Raw genomic sequence first — 13,956 nt, forward strand, 5'->3', positions numbered from 1 at the left:
CCCTTGGCGAATTCATGGAAGGTAATCGGAAGTAGATGTCCATGACGGGGCACGGCAATCAATCAACCCTTCAGGGCGGAGTCGCTCTCGAGGAGGATGATGAAAGGCGCATTGCGGAACTGGAACGACGCCTGCGGGAGGCCGAGAGCAATCTCCGCCGCAGCAACGGCAAGCTGCGCCTCGCCCTCGACATGGGTCGATTCGGCTCGTGGGAAAGGGATCTCGCGTCCGACGAGATCGTCGCCAATGCGGTCTGCAAGGAGCATCTCGGGCTCGGACCGGACGAGGGCCTGACGTTCGAGCGGCTCCGCCGGCTCCAGCACCCGGCCGACGTGGACAGGATCGAGAAGGCGATCGCCTATGCGCTGGCCACCCGGACCGATTATCACGTGGAACACCGCGTCCTCAGGCCCGACGGCCGCATCGGTCGGATCCTCGTCAAGGGAAGGGCCTTCTATGAAGGGGACAAGCCCGTCCGCATGGTCGGCATCACGCAGGATCTCTCCGAGCGCGAGCGGATCCGGGAAGAAGCCCAGCAGGCTCAGCGACGGCAGGAATTCCTCCTGAAGCTCAACGACCAGCTCAGGAGTTTCCAGGACCCCTCCGACATCATGGAAGCGACGGCCCAGAATCTCGGGCGGCTGCTGAAGGTCGACAGCGTCGGCTACGGCGAATACGACAAGACCCGCGACTTGGTCATGGTCGAGCGTGAATGGTCGCGCGGCATGATCAGCAATGAAGGCCGCAGCCACCGGTTCCACGACCTCCCGTCCTGGGTGGTCGACGATCTGGAGCGCGGCCGCACGCTCGTGATCGCCGACGTCAAGGGCGATCCGCGCCTGAGCGATCCGCCGATCCAGGCTTTCTATGCCACCATGAACGTCCGGACGATGGTCACCGTCCCACTCCTGAACCAGGGCCAGCTGAAGGCGCTGCTCTACATCAGCTCGTCGACGCCTTACGGGTGGTCGGACGAGGATGTCGCGCTCATCGAGGACGTGGCCAAGCGCACCTGGATCGCCATCGAAAAAGCGAGGGCCGAAATCGGCCTGCGCGAAACCCAGGCCCGCTTCGAGATCATCGCCGAGTCCCTCCCGGCTCTCGTGTGGATCCTGCGGTCGGATCTCAACCTGACCTATACCAATCAGCGCTGGGTCGCCTATTCGGGCCTTCCGGCGGAACAGGCATTGGGTCACAGCTGGATGAATGCCATCCACCCCGACGATCTCGCGAAGATCCTGGAGGACGTCAAAGGGCTCATCCGGACGCATTCCACCTACGAGACCGAGGCACGATACAAATCGACGGACGGGATTTACCGCTGGCACCTGATCCGCGCCGCGCCGCTCCATAACGCCAAGGGAGACTTCACGGGCTGGGTCGGCACGAGCATCGACATCCACGACATCAAGGAAACCGAGAAGGCGCTTCGCATCAGCGAGGAGCGCTTGTCCCTCGCGCAGCGCGCCGCGGGCATCGGGGTCTTCGATTGGGATGTGCCGTCCGGCAAGGTCACATGGACACGGGAACAGGAGCGGCTGTTCGGCGTCGAGGAGGGCAGCTTCAAGGGCGACTTCGCCGCCTGGGAGGAGAAGGTCGTCCCGGAAGATCTCGGCCTCACCAACAAGCTCATCCAGGAAGCGCTCGGGCGCCGCGATCCCGAGGTCAACCTCATCTACCGCATGCGCCGCCCCGACGGGACCATCCGCACCATCGATACGATCGCGCTGTTCTTCTATGATCCTGACGGGAAACCCCTGCGCATGGTCGGCGTGAACATCGACGTCACCCGCTATAAACAGGCCGAGCAGCGCCAGCACCTTCTGATCCGCGAGCTTCATCACCGGGTGAAGAACACCCTTGCGACCGTCCAGGCGATCGTCGGATCCACCGCGCGAACCGCCTCGAACATCGAGGAGTTCTATCAGGGCTTCGTCGGGCGCATCGTGTCGCTGGCACGCACGCACAACATCCTGACCGAGGATTACTGGCAGAAGGCTCCCCTCGAGGAGCTGATCCAGACGGAGCTCGGCCCCTACGACGACGAGACCCGCAAGCGCATCACGATCCAAGGCCCTTCGGTCGAGCTTCCCTCGGAGGCGGCCGTTCCGATCGGCATGGCGGTTCACGAACTGACCACCAATGCCGCCAAGCATGGCGCCCTTTCGACCTTCGGCGGCAAGGTGGAGGTGACCTGGAGCGTCGAGGAAAAGGAGAAGGGCAAGCGTGTCCTCCTGTTCAACTGGGTGGAACAGGGCGGTCCACGCGTCACCGAGCCGACGCGCCAAGGCTTCGGGACACGGCTGCTGCAACGGGTCCTGACGACCCAGCTCAACGCCGACGTAAACATGGACTACAGCGAAAGCGGGCTGCGGTTTCACATGGTCATGCCCATTCCCGAACAGACGGCCCTCTTCAATCCGGCCGGGTGACGCGAATGCTTCTGAACGCCGCCCGTTCGCACCTGATCGTCATCGACATGCAGCAGCGCCTGCTGCCTGCCATCGAGGGCGGGGACGCGGTCGCGTCACGGGTGAGCGTGTTGCTGAAGGGGGCCGAACGGCTCGGGGTGCCGATCACCGTCACGGAGCAATATCCGAAGGGGCTCGGCCCCACCGTCCAGCCGCTTCTCGATTCCATTCCGGCCGGAACCGCCGTGATGCCGAAGGTCAGTTTCTCGGCCGCCGGAGACGCAGCGATCGCGGAACACGTCATGTCCCTACGCGCCCAGGGGCGGGACCAGCTCGTTCTCTGCGGAGTGGAGGCTCATGTCTGCGTGCTGCAGACGGCGCTCGGCTTTCGTGCGACGGGCCTGGAGGTCGCTGTTGTCGCGGACGCCGTATCGAGCCGCGCGCCGGCGAGCGTCGCGGCCGCTTGCGCCCGTCTTCTTCACGCGGGCTGCCACTGGGTCACGACGGAAATGGTAATCTTCGAATGGCTGGAACAAGCGGGCACGGACGATTTCCGCGCCCTCTCCGCTCTCATCAAGTGATCCGGACGCCGCCCTGGCCCGTGGAGATGAATTCCTTCAGCTCGTCCAGAGACATGAAACGGAACATGCCCTGGGGCGTCTCGGCCTCGATGGAGCCGTCGGAATACATCACGTAGCGATTGTCGCCGGACGTGTAAGAGCCGATCACGGTCTTGGAACCCGCCGGTTGCTCGGGAGCGGCCCTGTCGACGGGTGCTTCGGCAGGTGCTTCGGCAGGTGCCTCGGCCTCCTCCGATACCTCCTGGGGCGCCTCCGGCTCGAAGATGTCGTCCTCTTTCCTCGCCTCGCCCGCAGGTGCTGTTTCGGGCTCGGGCTCGCGAACCTCCGGCTCGCGCACCGGGAAGGCAAATCCGTGATCGGGCTCGGGCTGCACCTCCGTGCGGCGCGTCTCGCGGAAGCGGTCGGCGATCAGAAAATCCGGAATGCGCACTTCCGGATCGGCCGGGGCATCCTCCCGCGAACCGGGCGCCGGCTCCGAAACCTGCTGGGACGGCACCGTGATTTCCGGCTCCCGGTAGGGTTGAGGCTCGAAGGAAGACGGCCTGCCGAAATCCTCGCGGGGCGGGATGACGGGCTCCGGAGCCGGCGTTTCGGGCTCTCCGGGGGAGGATGCTTCCTCCGCCGGTTGCGGGGCCTCGGGAAAGAGCGGCAAGGTCGGCTGCTCGTCGCTCACCGGCTCGGCGGACGCCGCCTTGTCCCCACGTCCGAACATGCCGCCGGCCAGAGCCGCGACGGACATTCCCGCCGCAGCGCCGGCAGCGGCGGAAGGGGCGGCGTGATGATGGTGATCCTCGTCCTCGACGAGGTTGGCCTGGAGGCGCATCAGCTCGTTCTGGATCCGGGAAAGGCGCGCCACGATGGCGGCTACGCCCACGAGAAGCGCACCGCTGGCGGCGCTGATGCTGCCCGCGATGACCATGGTCCAGCCACGCTCGACGAGAACGATGTCCCAGCCCAAAATCGCGGCGAACAAGCCGCCGACAATCATCGCAAAAGCCAGGGCGAAAAGAGCGATGACCATCCTGTCTCCGTTACGCAAACCACATACTCTCAAAAGGCAAAGCTGGGTTTTTATAGGGCAACGGGCATGTCAAGGAAAGCTTGGGCGGAAAAAAGTCGGAAGCTTGGCCGTTGCCCTTGAGGCCCTGCCGCTTTAACTAACGGGCAGGTTGCTCATACCTCGAAGGAGACGCTCATGTCGTTCACCCTGCCCGAACTGCCTTACGCCTACGACGCCCTGCAGCCTTACATGTCGCGGGAGACGCTCGAATACCATCACGACAAGCACCATGCGGCTTACGTGAACACCGGCAACAATCTTCTGAAAGGGACGGAGTTCGAAGGCAAGAGCGTCGAGGAGGTCGTGACGGGTTCCTACGGCAAGAACCAGGCCCTCTTCAACAATGCCGGACAACATTACAACCACATCCACTTCTGGCGCTGGATGAAGCCGAACGGCGGCGGCGCCCTCCCCGGCAAGCTGGAGAAGAAGATCGTCGAGGATCTCGGCTCGGTCGACAAGATGAAGGAAGACTTCATCCAGGCCGGCGTCGGCCAGTTCGGCTCCGGTTGGGCCTGGCTCGCCGTCAAGGACGGCAAGATCCAGATCATGAAGACCCCGAACGGCGAGAACCCCCTCGTCCACGGCGCCCAGCCGATCCTGGGCTGCGACGTGTGGGAACACTCCTACTACATCGATTACCGCAACCGCCGTCCCGACTATCTCAAGGCCTTCCTGGAAAACCTCGTGAACTGGGAGCATGTGGAAGAGATGTTCGAGACCGCGACGCGGTAAGCGGACGCCATGCAAGGTTTCAAAGGGGCCCTCGGGCCCCTTTACTTTTGGCCCTCAAGGATATCCGGCTGGAGCTTGCCCGCCCTCAGCAGATGTTGCAGCGCGTATGTCACCGAAAGGGCGTCGTCGAGCGCGTCGTGCCCCTGCAGCGGCGGGTGCTCGACGCCATAATAATCCGCCAGATTGTTGCTGGGCGTCTTCGCGATATCCTCGACCGGCATCCCGGCCGCGATCACGAGTTTGACCGCGTTGTCGAACCGACAGGCGGGAATGGAGGGCTGAATGCCCGCCACGTAGCAGCTGATGGCGACCATGTTCAGCTCGTCCTTGCCCCACGACCAGAACAGCGCCCCGTCCGAGAAGCGATCAACGCCCGCAAGGGCCTCCTGCAACGGGATCCCCTTGGTCTGAATGTCGTTTTCGGTGATGCCGGTCAGCTTGGTGAAGAACGGGTCGATCGCATACCGGTCGCCGAAGCGGTCCACCGGCCGGACATAGGCCTTGTGCGTCTCAAGGAGCGGGAAATCACCCTCCAGCCCGAGCTTCACGGCCCCGATCTGCGCGATCACCGGATCGGGATCGTGAGCGGCGCACCAGAACCGGCTCTGCGATCCCTGAACGCACAGAAACTCGCAGTCGAATATGACGGCCGTCCTCATGGCTCCCCCTCTCGGCGCTTCATCCACACGCGCGGCCTCGGTAAAAGGCCGTGATCGTCTTCGTCCTTTCCGATGGCTAAACCGCCTCATCCGGCCGAATGGCCCGAACTTTCCCGGAACGCGGGCGAGAGAGCAAGAGCAATGCCTCGCTCCTCCAACAGCTCCGCGAAGGCGTCCGACTGGAGATAAGCGAGCTCCTCGGGTCGGCTCTCGACAGCCGGGTCCAGGCTGCGCAATTCATCGTCCACATGGCCGGGATGGCACATGACGACCGGCCGTGGCCCGAGATTCGTCAGGCACGTGCTGAAAACGCGCCGGGCCGGAACGGTTTGATCGAGGGGCGCGAAGCCCGAGAACCCCTCGTTGGTGTCGAAGCCCGCCGCCCGGGCCTGGCTCCTGAAGCCCCGGGCGAGCGCCTTGACGATCAAGGCCTTGCCGCGGCTGATCGGCCGGCGCAGGATCGCCGTCATCCCGTCGGAGGGGTCCCGGATCCAGATCCGCCCGGCATAGCCCTTTTCCTTCAGGACCGCGAACAGAGCCTGGCGGATCACTGGCAGAACGTGAACATGCTGATGCCCGTCCACGAAGTCGGGCGGGGCCTCGTGCACGGCCTCGAAGGCCACCACCTGCCGCCGGATCTCGTCCGCGACCTCCTCTTCCGAAAGACGACCGCGCAAGGCGTCGGACAGAATCGCTCCGAGAGCCGGAAACGTGCCGCCCGGCGCGAGATGCGGCATCGATTGGATCGGCGTCCCCGTGGTGAGATTGAGGTGGAGCCCGATCCCGAGGCGGCCCGCGTAAGGCTTGAGGTCCGGAGCCGCGCGGCGCCAGCCCGGCATGTTCGTCATGGCGCTGGTGGCCGAAAGCCGACCCTGCTCCGCAAGATCGAGGATCCCGCGGCTGACGCCGTCGGTCAGGCCGAAATCGTCGGCGCAAAGCACCACTTGGCGCTGCAGACTCATTATCACCTCAAAATCGGCTATGCCGCACCCTATCCCTCTTGAGCAAAAGAGGAAACTCAGGTCTCAATGCGGACCCTGGTCGAACAAACACCCTGGTCGAAGGAAAGTTTTGTGGCGTCGCCGAAACTCAGCGTGATCATCCCGGTCCATAACGAGAGCGCCAACATCGCGCCCCTTTGCGCGCGCCTCGTGCCCGTGCTGAACCGCATCACCTCGCTCTGGGAAGTGATCTTCGTCGATGACGGAAGTCGCGATGACACGCTCGACCGGATCAAGGCCGCCAGCCACGACGAGCCCCGGATCGGGGCGGTTTCGTTCAGCCGCAACTTCGGCAAGGAAATCGCCATCGCGGCGGGGGTCGACCACGCCAGGGGCGACGCGGTCGTCATCATGGACGCGGACCTTCAGCATCCGCCGGAGATGATCGAGACTTTCGTGGAGCGCTGGCGGGAAGGCAACGTGATGGTCTATGGCCAGCGCACCGACCGGTCGGACGAAACCCGGGTCAAGCGCGGCTTCGCCCATCTGTTCTACCACCTCTTCGCCCGCTTCGGCGAAATTCCGCTCCCCGAAGGCGCCGGCGATTTCCGCCTCATCGACCGCAAGGGTGTGGAGGTTCTGAGAAGCCTCGGGGAAAAGGCCCGTTTCTCCAAGGGCCTTTATGCCTGGATCGGCTTCAAGAGCACCGGAGTGCCATTCGTCGTGGAAGAGCGCCTGCACGGAAGCACAAAGTGGAGCTTCCGCAAGCTCTTCCGCTTCGCCTTCGACGGGATTGCGGCGTTTTCCACCGTGCCCCTGCGGATCTGGACCTATCTCGGGTTCCTGATCTCGTTCATGTCGATTGCGACGGCGATCTACTTCCTGATCCGCACGCTGCTGTTCGGCACCGACCTGCCGGGCTTCCCGAGCCTGATCGTGTCGGTCATGTTCTTCTCGGGCATTCAGCTCATGTCCCTCGGTATCGTCGGCGAATATGTCGGGCGGATCTTCGCGGAGGTGAAGCGGCGCCCGCTCTATGTGGTGCAGGAGCGGATCGGCGGCGCGGCCGAGGTCAGCTCGAGCCTTGTCCAGGACGATCCGCGGTTGCGCCGGACCTGATCGATGTTCAAGAAAATTCTTTCCGTCGGAGGCTGGACCCTCGTCTCCCGTCTCACAGGCTTCATCCGTGACGTGGTCATCGCCGCCGTGATGGGCGCCGGGCCGATCGCGGACGCCTTCGTGGTCGCCTTCAAGATCCCGAACAATTTCCGCCAGATCTTCAGCGAAGGCGCGTTCAACAACGCCTTTCTTCCGACCTATGCCCAGGTGCTCGAAAAGGAGGGCGAGGACAAGGCGCGCTCCTTTGCCAGCCGCATGACCACCCTGATGCTCATCGTCCAGATCGCCCTGCTCGGTCTCGCGTTCCTGGCGATGCCGACGGTGGTCAGCCTGCTGGCTCCCGGCTTCTCGGACGAGCCCGAAAAATTCAGCCTCGCGGTGACCCTGACGCGGATCACGTTCCCGTATCTCCTGTTCATCACCCTCGTGACGATCCTGTCGGCGATCCTCAACGCCCATGACCGCTTCGCGGCGGCCGCGGGAGCGCCGGTGCTTCTCAATGTCTCCCTGATCGCGGCGCTGGCGCTCGCGTTCCTGTTCCCGAACGCGGGCCATGCGGCGGCCTGGGGCGTGACGGTTTCAGGGATTCTGCAGCTTGCCCTCGTCTGGTGGGACGCGCAGCGCAAGCGGATCGCCCCACGCCTCGAAGCGCCGCGCTCCGATCCGGCCATGCGCAGGTTCTTCAAGACCCTGGGTCCCGCCGTGATCGGATCCGCCGGGGTGCAGATCGCCATCTTCGCCGACACGATCATCGCCTCCTTCCTGCCCACGGGCGCGGTCTCGTCCCTGTATTACGCGGACCGGCTCTATCAGCTGCCGCTCGGGGTGATCGGCATCGCGGCCGGCACCGTCCTCTTGCCCGAAATGAGCCGCCGGATCGCCGGGGGCGACGTGGCGGGCGCCCATGCGGCGCAGAACCGGGCCATCGGCCTGACCCTCGCGCTCGCGGCGCCCTTCCTGGTCGCCTTCGTGGCCATGCCGGACCTGATCATGCGGGCGCTTTTCCAGCACGGCGTGTTCGACGCCAGCGCGACGGCCCGTGCGGGCGCGGCGCTCGCGGCGTACTCCATCGGTCTTCCGGCCGCGGTCCTGATCCGCTCGGCCCTGGCGAGCTTCTATGCTCGCTCAGATACGGTGACGCCCCTCTACGCCTCGCTGACGGCGGTCGCCGCCAACGTGCTTCTGAAGATCGTCCTGATGGGACCTTTCGGGGTTGTCGGGCTGGCGCTCGGCACGGCGCTCGGCGTGTGGATCAACCTGATCCTTCTGTTCATTCTCGCCTATCGGCGCGGCTGGAACGCCCCGAGCAAAGGCTTGATGCGCACCAGCCTGGCGGTTCTGATCGCGAGCCTCGTGCTTGCGGCCTTCGCGTGGCTCGCGCCCGAGCCGCTCTCGCGGTGGACGTCGAGCCTTCCCGCGTGGCAGAGCGAAACGCAACTGGCCGTTCTGGGCGCATGCGGAGCCGTGATCTACGGGGTGGTGCTGCTCGGCGGGATGCGGATCCTGGGTGTGCGATTGGCCCGGCGCTGATCGTCAGCGCTCCGCGAGGCGTGCGCGCGGCTCCCGGCCTGCAACCTCCGTCAGGAGTTTGCGCCGGGCCGCCACCGCGAAGGGACGTGTCGCGTCGGCGATCTCCACGAACGATCCCGGACCGCCGATCACGTGCTGCGCATAGTAATCCTCCAGCGCCATGCCGCCCGGGCCACCCGGTCGGCCTCCGGCGCGGCGGATCGACAAAGCGTTGATGGTAAAACCCTTCCCTAGGGCTTCCGCCCGTGCGGCATCGAGGGGCCTGCCGTTCATGTTGGGGCCGTCGCCGGACACGTCGATGACCTTGCGCGTCCCCTCGTGGGCATTCGTTTCGACCAGACGGACCGAGAAGTCGATAGCGTTGGAAATCGAGTTGTAGCCGGTGGCTCCGCGCGGCGCTGCGACGAGCTTGTCGGCAAAGATCTTGGCGCTCGCCGCATCGCGGATCACATGCCAATCGACGATCAGGACCTGCGAACTCGGCCCGCCCCATTCCATGAAGGCCACCGCGATGGCTCCGATGGGGCCGTCCTTGATGCCGTCGAGGACATCCTTGCTCGTCAGCGCGTCGGCCCAGCCCTGGCGCTGAAGCCGCAATTCATCGCTGTCGATGGAGCCCGATCCGTCCGCCGCGAAGACCAGTTCGAGATCGACAGGCTCGGCGTAGGCCGGCGCCGTCAGGAGAGCAAAAGCGAAAAGGCCGTTCAGGATGAGGCGCATCGATGGCTCCAGCACTGGTCGCAATGCTGGAGCCATTTAGGGCGCGCCGTTGGAGAAGCGGCCCTCCCGGGTGATCACAAGTTTGTTGAGCGGCCCAGCCCCGTCAGTCCGGGGCGAGCGCAAGCGAGAGCCCGGAACCCATAGCCGCTCACGCTTCGAGATAGGGCACTACGGCAGCCGTCGCGTCTTTTCCGGGATCCTCAGCGGCTCTGGGTTACGGGCTCGCCTGCGGCGCCCCGGAATGACGGGCGGTGCTTTGGCATTCCGGGCCCGGCGCAATAGCGCAGGCCCGAAATGACGAGGGCGGGTTCGCCTCGCTCCGGGCTTACCGCGCCTTCAGGAAATCCGCGACGTCGAGGAGGATGAACTCGTTGTCGTCCTGCTTGTTGGCGATGCGGCTCGACGAGAAAGGCAGGTTGTTGTCGTTCCCGACGATGATGTGACGCTCGTCCACCACGTCCACGTTCTCGATGGTGAAGAACGGGAAGGTCAGGACATTGTCGTTGAGGGGCTTTCTGGCCTTCTTGTTCGGGTCGGCGATCTGCATCAGATCCACATAACCGATCTTGCGGACCGGCTGGCCCACATTGGCGTCCGACAGTTCGATCTTGACGATCCGCTTGAACTTCGCCGGATCCTGGAAACAGTCAGGGCGCTTCTCGCCCTGCGGACAGGCCTTGTCGGCGGTGCCTTCGCCGTTGTCGCGCTCGATGATGAGGCCGGTCGTGGCATCGATCATGTTGAAATCGCCGATGGCGAGGCCGTTCTGGTCGAGAACGTATTTCCAGTGGCGGCCGGTCCATTTCTCCTGCGCCACATCGAATTCGACGATGCGCAGGTACTCGCGCCCGTCCAGGCTCTCCCACTGCTTCTTCTCGGCATCCCACACCGCGCCTTCGAGGAGGGCGTACAGGAACTTGCCGTCCTTCGACGCCGCCATTCCCTCGAAACCCTTGGAGCGGCGGATGTTGAATGCGACGGGACCGTTCGGAGCGGCGGGCGTCGTCACCCCGTAATGATCCGGCGAGCGGGCGACCTTGCCGTCGACGAGTGTCTCGAAGACGGCCTCGACCTTGCCGGTCAGATCGGCCCTGATCAGGTAGGGGCCGAACTCGTCGCCGATCCAGATCTTGCCACCGATGAGCTGGAAGCTCTCCGTGTCGAAGTCGGAACCGGTGAGATAGCGCTTATCGGTCGCCTCGTTGGCGATGCGGAACGGCACTTTCTTGTCGGGATCATGCAGGAAGACGGTTTCAGCGCGCTCGACCGTCCCCTTGGTCCAATCGATACGGTAGCGATTGAGATAGAGCATCGAATCCGGAGACGTGGCCTTGGAGCCGAACCCGTTGTCGGTGAGCACCCAGAAAGTGCCGTCTCCCATGGACTTGATGCCGGAATGCCCCTGGAGCGGCTGTCCCCGGAAGGGCAGCTTCACGCCGGTCGGCCGATCGCCCGAGGTCCCCTCGACGGTGCCGACGGCCTCGATGCGCTTGCCTGTCGTGAACTTGCCCGACACCTTGAGGTCCGCGGGCGCGTCGGCGGGCGCCTCGACGAAGCTCTCCGCCGGAAGAACCGCGTGGCCGTCGAGGACGGCGGGAAAGGGCTGCTGTGCGAAAGCACCGGCCGAGAGCAGGATGGTGAACGGCAGAGCCGTGAGAAGACGGACAGACATCGATGAACCTCATGTGCTTTTTCAAGCGAGGCTGATGTCTTGGAGAAGCTCGATGTCTGTCCGTTAACAGATTGGCGACAGTTGCATAACGCCCGAGGCGGACATTCTCACGCCGCCTTGCTGACGCCCTTGTCGTGGGCGAACGCCCAGTAGAGTTCGCGGGCCTTGCGGAAGAAGGTGCCCGGCTGGAGATCCCGGCTGTCGATGCGCAGGACGGGCATCACCTTGGAGTAATTGCCCGAGATGAAGATCTCGTCCGCATTGGCGAAATCCTCGTACCGCAGGGTGCTTTCCACCACGCTCACGCCGTCGTCGCGCAGGAGCTTGATCACCCGCTGGCGGGTGATGCCGTTCAGGAATGTGCCGTTCGGCGCCGGGGTATAGACCACACCGTCCTTGGCCATGAACACGTTCGACGTACCCGTTTCCGCGATGTTGCCGAGGGCATCGCACACGAGCGCGTTGTCGAAGCCCTTTTCCTTGGCCTCGCGGATCACGCGGGCATTGTTGGGATAAAGGCATCCGGCCTTGGAATCCGTCGGCATGGACTCGAGGGTCGGCCGGCGGAAGCTCGACTTCATGACCGAGAGCCCGCCCGGCACCGGCATGGGGGCCTCGAACAGCGAGAGGCAGAACTGGGTCGATTCCGGATCCGGCGCGATGGTGGCCATCCCTTCCGCCTCACCCCAGTACATGGGCTTCACGTAAAGCGCCGTGCCGGGAGCGAACTTCTTCACGCCCTCGGCCACCAGCTCCTGAATCACCTTCGGGTCCATGGTGGGCTTGAGGCCGATGGTCAGGGCCGAGCGGTTCACGCGCTCGCAATGCCGGTCGAGATCGGGGGCGACGCCCTCGAACACCCGCGCGCCGTCGAACACCGAGGAACCGAGCCAGGAAACATGGGACCGGGGTCCGATCAGGGGCGGGTTGCCCTCATGCCATGCGCCGTTGAACCAGTTCCATGTCTGCGAATACCAAGCCACCGTGATGATCCTTCAGGTCAATGCTGCTGCCGTATCGAATCCCCTCCCCGCCCGAGCGTCAATCGCCGGAGAGCCTTTCGGACCATAAAGACTTGTGATGGATGCCATGAGCAGACCTGATCCATCCCCTGTTGTCAGAGATCGTGTGCGGTGCGAAGCTTCGCCATGGCCCCTGCTCCAACCGTGCTCGCAACCGCCAAGGCTGTCGTCTTCGATGCCTACGGCACCCTGTTCGACGTCCATTCGGTCGTAGCGCGGCACGCCGCGGCCATCGGGACCTCGGCCCAACCCTTCTCCGATCTGTGGCGCCAGAAGCAGCTCGAATATTCCTGGGTGCTGTCGCTCGCCGGCCGTTACGAGCCTTTCTGGATCCTGACGGAGCGGGCGCTGGACTACGCCTTCACCCGCTTCCCGGAGGTGGATCGCGGTCTGAGACCGGCCCTCCTCCAGGCCTATCGCAAACTCGATGCGTACGGCGACGCGTCCTCCACGCTCGGGGCGCTGCGCCGCGGCGGTTTGCGGACCGGCATCCTGTCCAACGGCGATCCCGGGATGCTCGACGCCGCCGTCACGTCGGCAGACCTCGGCAAGGATCTCGACGCCGTGCTTTCCGTCGATGCGGCAGCGGTGTTCAAGACCCATCCGCGCGCTTACGAGCTTGCGCTGTCGGCCTTCTCTGCCGGGACCGACGACATCGTCTTCGTCTCGTCCAACCGCTGGGACATCGCGGGTGCGACGGCGTTCGGGTTCCGCACGGTCTGGATCAATCGCGCGGGCTTGCCGGAAGAATACGCGGAGCTTGCGCCCCGCGCGGTCGTTTCATCGCTTCGGGAACTGCTGGCGGATTAAGCGGCGGCCGGCTTGGCCCGGAGATCCTGGAGCCATGTCCCGGCAGCGCCTGCTTCTTCCTCATGCCCCGGCTCCCGCCAGGTTTCCGCAAGTCCCGCCTCGTACCAGTCGCGCATGGACGGAAGGGCGAGCAGACGCGCCACATAGGCCATCGACGCGTCGTCGAGCTTCAGGTCATAGGTCTGGATACGGAAGGCTACGGGTGCGAAGAACGCATCCACGGCCGTGAACCTGCCGCCCGCGAGGAACGGCCCGCCGAACCGCGTCAGTCCTTCGTTCCACAACTCGCCGAGACGGGCGATATCGGCCTTCAGGGCGTCGGACATGCCGTTGAGCCGAATCCTGAGACCGCAGCTCATGGGACAGGCATTGCGCAGGGTCGAGAAGCCCGAATGCATCTCGGCCGTCGCGCAGCGGGCCCAGGCTCGCGCCGTCGCGTCCGCGGGCCACACGCCCTCATGGCGCTCCGCCAGATACTCGGTGATCCCGAGCGAATCCCACACCACGGTCTCGCCGTCCTTCAGGCAAGGGACGCGCCCGGTGGGCGAGAAGCGCCGGAATGTCTCGTAGCTCGGTCCGTCGGGAAACGGCATGATCCGCTCCTCGAAGGGGATGCCGCGCTCGCGCATCAGCACCCAGGGACGCAGCGACCAGGACGAGTAGTTCTTGTTCGCGATGAAAAGTTCGTACATCGAT

Annotated in this window: 13 protein-coding genes; 6 read left to right on the forward strand and 7 right to left on the reverse strand. The window is 64.6% G+C overall.

Features of this window, described 5'->3' with window-relative positions:
- Positions 1–41: 41 nt before the first annotated feature.
- Positions 42–2,432, forward strand: coding sequence for a PAS domain-containing protein (locus tag LJD17_RS06020; protein ID WP_227383247.1), 2,391 nt, complete (start codon positions 42–44; stop codon positions 2,430–2,432).
- Between the two features lie 5 nt (positions 2,433–2,437).
- Complete coding sequence (locus tag LJD17_RS06025) at positions 2,438–2,992, forward strand: isochorismatase family protein (protein ID WP_227383248.1); 555 nt, start codon at positions 2,438–2,440, stop codon at positions 2,990–2,992.
- Here LJD17_RS06025 and LJD17_RS06030 read toward each other — a convergent pair.
- Positions 2,985–4,013 (reverse strand): hypothetical protein, encoded by a 1,029-nt coding sequence (locus tag LJD17_RS06030; protein ID WP_227383249.1) that lies wholly within the window; start codon positions 4,011–4,013, stop codon positions 2,985–2,987. The two genes, LJD17_RS06025 and LJD17_RS06030, sit on opposite strands and share 8 nt — an antisense overlap.
- Before the next feature lie 174 nt (positions 4,014–4,187).
- Between LJD17_RS06030 and LJD17_RS06035 the strand changes: the two genes are divergently transcribed.
- Positions 4,188–4,787, forward strand: a complete 600-nt coding sequence (locus LJD17_RS06035) for a superoxide dismutase (RefSeq protein WP_227383250.1) — start codon at positions 4,188–4,190, stop codon at positions 4,785–4,787.
- 41 nt (positions 4,788–4,828) lie between these two features.
- Here the strand turns inward: LJD17_RS06035 and LJD17_RS06040 are convergent, their stop codons facing one another.
- Together LJD17_RS06040 and LJD17_RS06045 are read right to left on the reverse strand one after the other, a co-directional pair.
- Positions 4,829–5,446, reverse strand: a complete 618-nt coding sequence (locus tag LJD17_RS06040) for a 3'-5' exonuclease (RefSeq protein WP_227383251.1) — start codon at positions 5,444–5,446, stop codon at positions 4,829–4,831.
- A gap of 86 nt (positions 5,447–5,532) precedes the next feature.
- Positions 5,533–6,408: a ChbG/HpnK family deacetylase gene (locus LJD17_RS06045; RefSeq protein ID WP_227383252.1), complete on the reverse strand. Its 876-nt coding sequence runs from the start codon at positions 6,406–6,408 to the stop codon at positions 5,533–5,535.
- Between the two features lie 66 nt (positions 6,409–6,474).
- On the opposite strand from LJD17_RS06045, the gene LJD17_RS06050 reads away from it, so the two are divergent.
- Both LJD17_RS06050 and murJ read left to right on the forward strand, forming a co-directional pair.
- Entirely contained in the window at positions 6,475–7,506 is a 1,032-nt protein-coding gene (locus LJD17_RS06050) for a glycosyltransferase family 2 protein (protein ID WP_406600766.1), read from the forward strand.
- A gap of 3 nt (positions 7,507–7,509) precedes the next feature.
- Positions 7,510–9,036 carry a murein biosynthesis integral membrane protein MurJ gene (murJ, locus tag LJD17_RS06055; RefSeq protein ID WP_227383254.1) on the forward strand — a complete coding sequence of 509 codons (1,527 nt, stop codon included), beginning with the start codon at positions 7,510–7,512 and terminating at the stop codon, positions 9,034–9,036.
- A 3-nt stretch (positions 9,037–9,039) separates the two neighbouring features.
- Here the strand turns inward: murJ and LJD17_RS06060 are convergent, their stop codons facing one another.
- The 3 genes from LJD17_RS06060 to LJD17_RS06070 form a co-directional block, all read right to left on the reverse strand.
- Positions 9,040–9,756, reverse strand: a complete 717-nt coding sequence (locus LJD17_RS06060; RefSeq protein WP_227383255.1) for a DUF1194 domain-containing protein — start codon at positions 9,754–9,756, stop codon at positions 9,040–9,042.
- A gap of 325 nt (positions 9,757–10,081) precedes the next feature.
- Complete coding sequence (locus LJD17_RS06065) at positions 10,082–11,428, reverse strand: esterase-like activity of phytase family protein (RefSeq protein WP_227383256.1); 1,347 nt, start codon at positions 11,426–11,428, stop codon at positions 10,082–10,084.
- A gap of 107 nt (positions 11,429–11,535) precedes the next feature.
- Positions 11,536–12,411 (reverse strand): branched-chain amino acid aminotransferase, encoded by an 876-nt coding sequence (locus LJD17_RS06070; protein WP_227383257.1) that lies wholly within the window; start codon positions 12,409–12,411, stop codon positions 11,536–11,538.
- Positions 12,412–12,576: 165 nt separating this feature from the next.
- Between LJD17_RS06070 and LJD17_RS06075 the strand changes: the two genes are divergently transcribed.
- Entirely contained in the window at positions 12,577–13,260 is a 684-nt protein-coding gene (locus LJD17_RS06075; RefSeq protein WP_227383258.1) for a haloacid dehalogenase type II, read from the forward strand.
- Here the strand turns inward: LJD17_RS06075 and LJD17_RS06080 are convergent.
- Positions 13,257–13,952: a glutathione S-transferase family protein gene (locus LJD17_RS06080; protein WP_227383259.1), complete on the reverse strand. Its 696-nt coding sequence runs from the start codon at positions 13,950–13,952 to the stop codon at positions 13,257–13,259. The two genes, LJD17_RS06075 and LJD17_RS06080, sit on opposite strands and share 4 nt — an antisense overlap.
- Between the last annotated feature and the right edge of the window lie 4 nt (positions 13,953–13,956).

It is taken from the genome of Microvirga rosea (genome assembly GCF_020595095.1).
GTDB lineage: Bacteria > Pseudomonadota > Alphaproteobacteria > Rhizobiales > Beijerinckiaceae > Microvirga > Microvirga rosea.

Bases quoted from the DNA above. Each gene is read 5' to 3' on its own strand.
- LJD17_RS06020 (WP_227383247.1), top strand. From the start codon at position 42: ATGACGGGGCACGGCAATCAATCAACCCTTCAGGGCGGAGTCGCTCTC.
- LJD17_RS06025 (WP_227383248.1), top strand. From the start codon at position 2,438: ATGCTTCTGAACGCCGCCCGTTCGCACCTGATCGTCATCGACATGCAG.
- LJD17_RS06030 (WP_227383249.1), bottom strand. From the start codon at position 4,013: ATGGTCATCGCTCTTTTCGCCCTGGCTTTTGCGATGATTGTCGGCGGC.
- LJD17_RS06035 (WP_227383250.1), top strand. From the start codon at position 4,188: ATGTCGTTCACCCTGCCCGAACTGCCTTACGCCTACGACGCCCTGCAG.
- LJD17_RS06040 (WP_227383251.1), bottom strand. From the start codon at position 5,446: ATGAGGACGGCCGTCATATTCGACTGCGAGTTTCTGTGCGTTCAGGGA.
- LJD17_RS06045 (WP_227383252.1), bottom strand. From the start codon at position 6,408: ATGAGTCTGCAGCGCCAAGTGGTGCTTTGCGCCGACGATTTCGGCCTG.
- LJD17_RS06050 (WP_406600766.1), top strand. From the start codon at position 6,475: ATGCGGACCCTGGTCGAACAAACACCCTGGTCGAAGGAAAGTTTTGTG.
- murJ (WP_227383254.1), top strand. From the start codon at position 7,510: ATGTTCAAGAAAATTCTTTCCGTCGGAGGCTGGACCCTCGTCTCCCGT.
- LJD17_RS06060 (WP_227383255.1), bottom strand. From the start codon at position 9,756: ATGCGCCTCATCCTGAACGGCCTTTTCGCTTTTGCTCTCCTGACGGCG.
- LJD17_RS06065 (WP_227383256.1), bottom strand. From the start codon at position 11,428: ATGTCTGTCCGTCTTCTCACGGCTCTGCCGTTCACCATCCTGCTCTCG.
- LJD17_RS06075 (WP_227383258.1), top strand. From the start codon at position 12,577: ATGGCCCCTGCTCCAACCGTGCTCGCAACCGCCAAGGCTGTCGTCTTC.
- LJD17_RS06080 (WP_227383259.1), bottom strand. From the start codon at position 13,952: ATGTACGAACTTTTCATCGCGAACAAGAACTACTCGTCCTGGTCGCTG.